Source organism: Microcystis sp. M53598_WE2, from assembly GCF_030067735.1.
Taxonomy (GTDB): Bacteria; Cyanobacteriota; Cyanobacteriia; order Cyanobacteriales; family Microcystaceae; genus Microcystis; species Microcystis aeruginosa.
The window spans coordinates 1-7127 of sequence record NZ_JASJFE010000499.1 but is presented as its reverse complement, the minus strand read 5'-3'; the positions used below and the strand labels follow the sequence as shown (position 1 = coordinate 7127).

Below are 7127 nucleotides of genomic sequence, written 5' to 3'. Positions count from 1 at the left end.
ATTTCTTAATGGACAAGAATTCTCTCCATTTGCTAAAATAGTGGTCATGTATATAGAAAAAGTTCCTAACCGTAATTCCCCCCCCGCTGTTCTTCTTCGAGAGTCCTACCGAGAAGGAGAACAAGTCAAAAAAAGAACCCTGGCCAATCTCTCAAAATTACCCGATGATATTATCGACAATTTGAAACTGGCTCTTAAAGGGGCAACACTGTCCATGACTGAAGGCATTCCCAATCATTTTGAAGTGATTAGAAGTCTTCCTCATGGTCATGTGATGGCTATTTTAGAGACGATTAAAAAATTAGGTTTAGATAAAATAATCAGTGAAAAATCCTCCCGAATCAGAAACTTAGTAGTGGCGATGATTGTGGCAAGAATCATCAATCCTAAATCGAAACTAGCCACAGCGAGAGGGTTTAATAGTGAGACTTGTAGTCAGAGTTTAGGACAATTGTTAGACTTAGAGAAAGCCGATGAAGACGAATTATATAACGCCTTAGATTGGTTATTAGAAAAACAAGATAAAATTGAGAAGCACCTAGCACTTAAACACTTAGAATCAGGAACATTAGTCTTGTATGATGTCACTTCTACCTACCTAGAAGGAAATGGTTGTGAACTGGGAAAATATGGTGATAATCGAGATAAAAAGAAAGGGAAAACTCAGATAGTTTTTGGGTTGCTCTGTTCAGCTAAGGGTTGTCCGATAGCGGTAGAAGTATTTGAAGGAAACACCTCAGACGGTGCTACTTTAAGCGGACAAATTGAGAAAGTCAGAAAGGGTTGGGGGATTGAGAATGTGGTCTGGGTAAGCGATAGAGGAATTTTAACCAACTCGAAAATCAAGGAATTAGTAAAACCGCTAGAAGGATTAGACTATATTACTGGTTTAACTAAGCCTCAAATTCGGAAACTGGCTGAGGTAGAAGTGATTCAATTAGGATTATTTGAGCAGGTAAACTTGGTGGAATTTGAGAGTGAAGATTATCCCGATGAAAGATTAATTGCTTGTCGGAATCCCTTCATTGCCCAGAAAAATCAACTACAAAGAGAGGCATTATTAGAAGCGGTAGAGAAGGAACTAGATTTGATTGTTCAGGCGACTCAAAGGGAGAAAAGAGCTTTAAAGGGTCAAGATAAGATAGCTTTGAGAGTGGGCAAGGTTCTTCATCAGTTTAAGGTCAATAAATACTATAACCTAGAGATAACAGAAGAAGGCTTTTCTTATCAGCGTAAGCTGGAATTAATCGCTCAAGAAACGGCCTTGGATGGTGTGTATGTGTTAAGAACTTCTCTGGAGTCAACTTTGATGGATGCAGCGACGACGGTTAAAGCTTATAAAAGTTTGTCTCAAGTGGAGGAGGCATTTCGCTGTTATAAGTCAATTGATTTAAAGGTACGTCCTATCTATCATTATAAGGGTGATAGAGTCAAAGCTCATATCTTTTTATGTATGTTGGCTTATTATGTGGAATGGCATTTAAAACAGTGCTTGGCTCCTTTATTATTTGAGGATGAAGAAATTGATGATAGTTCTCTGAATGTGATTAAGGCGAGTCGCAGTGAATCGGTGCAATCTAAGGAAAGAAAAAAACGGAATCAAGAGAACTTTCCTGTGCATAGTTTTCGGACTTTGTTGGAAGACCTGGGGACAATTTGCTTGAATACAGTGGAATGTACGATTAGGGAGGGAAGTTATCGTTTTTCTAAGATAACTCGACCGACTCAACTGCAACAAAAAGCGTTAGATTTATTGGGAGTTTCCCTGATTTGTACCCAGTAACGGGGCGGCGGAAATTCTCTTAATCCCTCCTACAGCATAGGTTATGGCTTTTTGTCAACGGGGAAGTCCAGTAATATAGTCTCTGAAACGCTGATAATTGCGTTCAATATTCTTAATAACTACGGCGGCTTCAGGATTGGTCTGGTACATTCTCCACTAAGGAATTAGCTGTGCCAGACAAATAAAGCAACCGCCGTAATCGATACTGAATTGTAAAAAAATTCAGTATAATTTGTTACACTTCCAAGGCCACTCAGATCAGCAAGAAATTGCTGCTGACCAGGTTGGGGAAGACCGCGTTGGCCGACGCCACATCCGAGGGAAAAGCTGGATTGAAGCGGTTCAGGTTGGCGATCTGCGTGACCGCGAGAACGCCAGTGCCGTCGGGATCAAAGAACAGATCACCGTTGGAGAGGTTGTAGATGAAGCGCTGGCTCGCCGTGGTGGCCACCGTCGCCCCGGCCTCCGCCCGCAGCTGGGCTGCGGTAAGGGTGGAGCCGCTCAGGCCTGCGTAGACGTTCTTGTCGAAGACCAGTTTGTCCAGAGTGGAGTTGAAGTCCCGCAGTTGATCCACCCCATTAAGACCTGGGGCCTCGTTGAAGGTGAAGAGATCGTTTCCTCCCCCCCCTGTGATGATGTCGTTCCCCTGGCCGCCGATGAGGGTGTCGTTACCCGCCTGTCCCTTCACCTGGTCGTTGCCCAGCCCACCGGAGACCAGGTCGTTGCCATTGCCGCCGTTGAGATCATCGATGCCATCCTCACCGAAGAGGCTGTCGTTGCCCTCTCCGCCATACATATCGTCGTTGCCAGTGCCGCCATAAATCTGATCGTTGCCGGCATCCCCACGCAACATGTCAAAGCCGTTTTCACCGTAGATGGTGTCATGTCCTTCACCGCCATCGGCAAAGTCATTGTCATCGCCGGCCCAGAAGGTGTCCGCGCCTCCATCGCCCCACATGCAGTCATCCCCAGCCAAGCCCTTGAATTGATCGGAGCCGTTGGTGCCGCCAAAGAGCTCACTGGCCTTGCCCTCCCCGTTGGGACTGAACACGCCGCGGGCATCAAGGTAGTTGCCACCATTGCCGACAAGCACCCCATTCACATAGCCTGCCCTGCCCACCAGCCGTTGAGTTCCAGTGACATCTACCACCGTCTGAGTGGCCTGAAGCAATAAAGCTTCAGAAGAATAGGTGTTGAAGCTTTGCAGGGATCGCTCATAATCAGCATCATTCACCGCAAAGATCTTGTGGTAGAGATGCTTCACTCCCGTGGCAGCCATCACCATGTCGGCCACCGTCTTGCCCTTGATTTCCTCCACCAGATCCGTGGCAGCCAGCTTGCTCAGGTAGTAGGTTTCATCACCCCGCTGCAGTTGCTGCATCTGGTAGGCATAGATGAAATCATGGGTGGGGCCAAGCATACCGCCGGGGGTTTTGGCCTCTGCCAATCCCCCCAGCCAGAGGGAGATATTTTGGAAGTCCTGGTTGCCGCTGGGCGTGTTCACCGGCGCTGAGGGATTGAGGGCATCCGAGCTGCTGCCGCTGTAGAGCAGGCCCATGAAGGCGTCATCCCCCATGGCCAAATCCGCCGCAGCGGAGAGGGCCGCGGCGTAGGTGGCTGCCGCGCCTGGAGCCGAACTGGCTTGCAGTTGATTCCAATAGGAGAGATTGGCATTGCCCGAATAGCCACTGAGGATGGCATCGCGGGCGTAGGCCATGATGAACGTCTTCAAAGATTCGGGATGAAGCAGATGGGCTCCAAAATCCTTCCAGCTGATATAGGGCCGCAGGTTGGCCTCCAAGGCCGCCAGGTTAGCGTCAATGGCATTGTTGGCCTGCACCAACCCGGTGGTGCCCCCTGGAGAGGTGCGTACGTCACGAAGGTAGGTTTGAATCTGGCGACGGGCCTCATTGAGGGAGGTGATGCCGGTATCCAGGCCGCGGGCGATGTTGAGGGCACCCAGATCCAAGGGCAGGCCCACCAGGGCGTTTTGAAGGGTGTTGGTGATGAATTCATCGGTGGCGTTGCCCACCTGCTGGCTCATCCCTGCGGCGATCTGCCCTGCTGTGTGGCGCGTGTAGATCTGGGGGGCGAGAAAGGCCTGCAGCAGCGGGATGTCCATCTGCCCGCCGGGGTTAGCCAGGCCCGTTTGCTGGTTCACCGAGGTGAGGGCCACGGTTTCGGTGAGCTGGGAATGGCCGAAGCGAAAGGCGCTGGAGGCGAATTCCGCCAAGATGCTGGCATTGAAGCCGGCGTTGTTGTTGTTGCCCGCATTGGCACCTGCGAATGCACCCAGGTTGGGGGTAATGCGCCGCGCGTACTCCTGCAACACATGGTGTTGGTAGAAGTTTTCATTGGCCAGCTTGGCCATTTCAAACAGCTCTTGTCCGGAAAGGGCCTGGTTATTACCATTGTTTCCGGCATTTTGGGCCAGATTGGCCTCGATCTGAGACAGGATATTGTTGTGGGTGGTGACAAAGATCTCATGCATTGCCGTGAGACCAATATTTTCATTCAGGCGCCCATCTCCGCCCACAGCGTGTTCATTCAGCCGAGAGGGATCCTTCAGATCACCGTTGGCTTTGAAGGGATCGCTGCCGGCAGGCTGGGGATCTCCTTTCCAGTCACGGGCCAGATCGATCAGAAACGCTGAACCCGCCTTGGCCAGCACCTGATTGGACGTGACATCCGCCGTATCAAAGACGTAGCTCTTCTGCCCCGACACCTTGTCGAGTACCACAAAGGCATAGCGGCCTGCATTGGGCTGGCCCTGGGGGATGATCTCCACCAGGGGTACAGACAGCACATCGCGATCACGCAAGGTCAGGCCAATGCGCTCGGCATTCTTTTTCAGGTCAAACCAGCGGGCTGTGGAGTTTTGCGGATCTGCGAGCAGCCGGCCCGTCAGTTCACCATTGCCCTTGTATTCCCGCATGAAAATGGCATGGCTCTCCACCGAGCCATAGACCTGGTTGAGATCAAAAAAGGCGGAGGTCTGGTTGAAGCTCTCGCCATTGCGTGGGGTGAGCTTCAGCACGCTCTGGCTGCTGCCGTTGGTGGTGGTGGAGGCAACCACGCCGGTGAAGGCCGCCTTGCTGTTGATGGTGGTCACTATATCGTTGAGGGTGGCACCCGCACTGATCACGATCAGCTGCTCATTGAGTACCAAGGTCCCCCCACTGGTGCCAGTGAAGCTGGTGCCGATGGCGGCGTTCTCATTGTCCACATCCCATTGGCTGGGGCGGCTGTAGCCCGCTAGGCCTAGCTCCGCCACCAGGGCATCGCGGCTGCCCTCGCCGATCTCCACCTGCACGGTGTTGGTGCGGGAGAGAGCCATGAAGTTGGTGGGCGAGCCAGGGGTGTAAAGGCTGTCTCCAGGGAGCAGCGGGATCAGCAGGCTGCCATCCTTGCCCTTGGCGAGAAAATCCATGCCGTGGTCGTTGTATTGGCCAAACAGGGCGAAAAAGCCTGAATTCGGCAGGGGATTCCCAGTATTGGAGCCATTCACCCCATTGCCACCGGTGAGAATGGTTTCATGGCGGGTGTTGTTTTTCTGGCTCACCCGCTTGCCAGCCTGGGTGCCAGCCTGGGTCCACTCCCTGGCGTAGGGATCATCCAACACCTGCAGCGCTGTCTTGCCGCTTTGATTGGAAACCAGATTGCTGATCAGCCTGGGGCTGGCATCGAAGATGTGGGGATTGCTGGGATTGGCAGAGCCGCGAAGGCTGTAATCAAGCGTATAGTTTTGGTCGTAGACGACTGCTCCTGTCTGGAAGTTGATCGTGAAACCACCCGTGGCTTGCGTGAAGCTCTGGCTGGTGAGACGGCGAAACAGTGTGCCTGTCGCCCCGGCCATGAATTTCGGATCTGTGGTGGACAAGGGGTAGGGTGCCGAGATGGGGGTGATGCCGCCACCCACCTGGTAACGCAATTGATCCGTGCCATCGACAAAGCGGATGCCGCTGGTGGCCCTAGCACCCGTCACACCCGGACTGAAGCCAGGCAGAACGGCGAGACGGGGATCGTTGTTCCACTCCTTGTAGACGCGATATTGATAACGGAGAAAAAACAGATCGTCGATTGTGAACGTGTCAATCACCGAATCGAAATTGGGATTTGGCATGATTTGGTAGTGTGCAATACTTTTCCTACATTCATTATGGCACACTGAGGTACAGCCGACATCCATTTGACGCTCCCATCGCTAAAAGCGAGGGATTCCCTGTTCATCCAGTTACCTTATTTATTAGGCTTTCACCTAATAGACAGTGGGTAGTCTGTCCGAGGGCTTGAATTTCTGTCCGCCCGACAGTATTTGCTTTATTGAGAATGTTTATAGCGGCGTTTTCATCCCTGTCCAAGACACACCCACAAGAACAAACATGAGTTCTTACAGATAATGTTTTCTTGACAATATTGCCACAATCAGAACATTGTTGGCTAGTATATCGTGGATTTACCGCTACCACAAACTTCCCGTGTATTTTTCCAAAGTAGCCTAGCCAATCGGTGAACATTGACCAACTTGCATCTGAAATAGATTTAGCAAGCTTAGGATTTTTCACCATATTAGATACCTTCAAGTCCTCATAGACTACCAAATCGTTAGATTGGATTAACGCTTTTGCTGTCTTGACGGCAAAATCTTGGCGTTGTCTAGAAACTTTTAGATGAAGGCGAGCTACTTTAGATTTCTGCTTTAACCTTTTTTGGCTTCCCTTTTTCTTTTTTGAGAGTTTACGTTGAGCCTTTTTTAGTCTTTTTTCCGACTTACGAAGAAACCGTGGGTTATCAATTTTATCCCCATTAGAGTCAGTTAAGAAATGGTTTAAACCTAAATCAATCCCTACTTCTTTTCCTGTAGAGTCAAAGGTTTCTACTCTCTCAATGTCTAAGACAAATTGACAATAAAAGCCATCGGCTCGTTTAATAAGCCTGACTCTTTTGATAGTAGATTTATCGAGAATCTCACGGTTAAAAGTACCGATTAACTTTAATTTTCCTATCCCTGTTTTATCCGTGATGTGGATAAACTTTTTGTCTTCTGTTAGTTTCCAACCAGAAGTTTTGTACTCGACAGACCTTGAAAATTTTTTGAATTTAGGATAGCCTTTTTTCGCTAAACCCCTTTGACAATTGTTGTCAAAACGGGATATAGAAAACCAAGCTCTTTCGGCACTTGCTTGACGAGCCATAGAGTTGAGTTTACCAACAAAAGGAAATTCAGGACTATTAGAAATTCGGTAGTTAATTTACACAAAGTAGCATAGTTGATTTTGTCTTCTTTAGTAGCGTCCATCCAAAATCTTAGACACTTATTTCTAATAAACTGTCCCACCCTTAT

General features: G+C 49.6%; 2 protein-coding genes and 1 pseudogene. 1 reads left to right on the top strand and 2 read right to left on the bottom strand.

Annotated elements, in window-relative coordinates; genetic code table 11:
• Nucleotides 1-46 precede the first annotated feature (46 nt).
• Nucleotides 47-1783, top strand: coding sequence for an IS1634 family transposase (locus PX636_RS10270; RefSeq protein WP_288117036.1), 1737 nt, complete (start codon nucleotides 47-49; stop codon nucleotides 1781-1783).
• Between the two features lie 253 nt (nucleotides 1784-2036).
• Here the strand turns inward: PX636_RS10270 and PX636_RS10265 are convergent, their stop codons facing one another.
• Entirely contained in the window at nucleotides 2037-5906 is a 3870-nt protein-coding gene (locus PX636_RS10265; RefSeq protein ID WP_288117035.1) for a peroxidase family protein, read from the bottom strand.
• 103 nt (nucleotides 5907-6009) lie between these two features.
• Nucleotides 6010-7127 (bottom strand): annotated as a pseudogene (locus PX636_RS10260) (RNA-guided endonuclease InsQ/TnpB family protein); the annotation flags it as partial.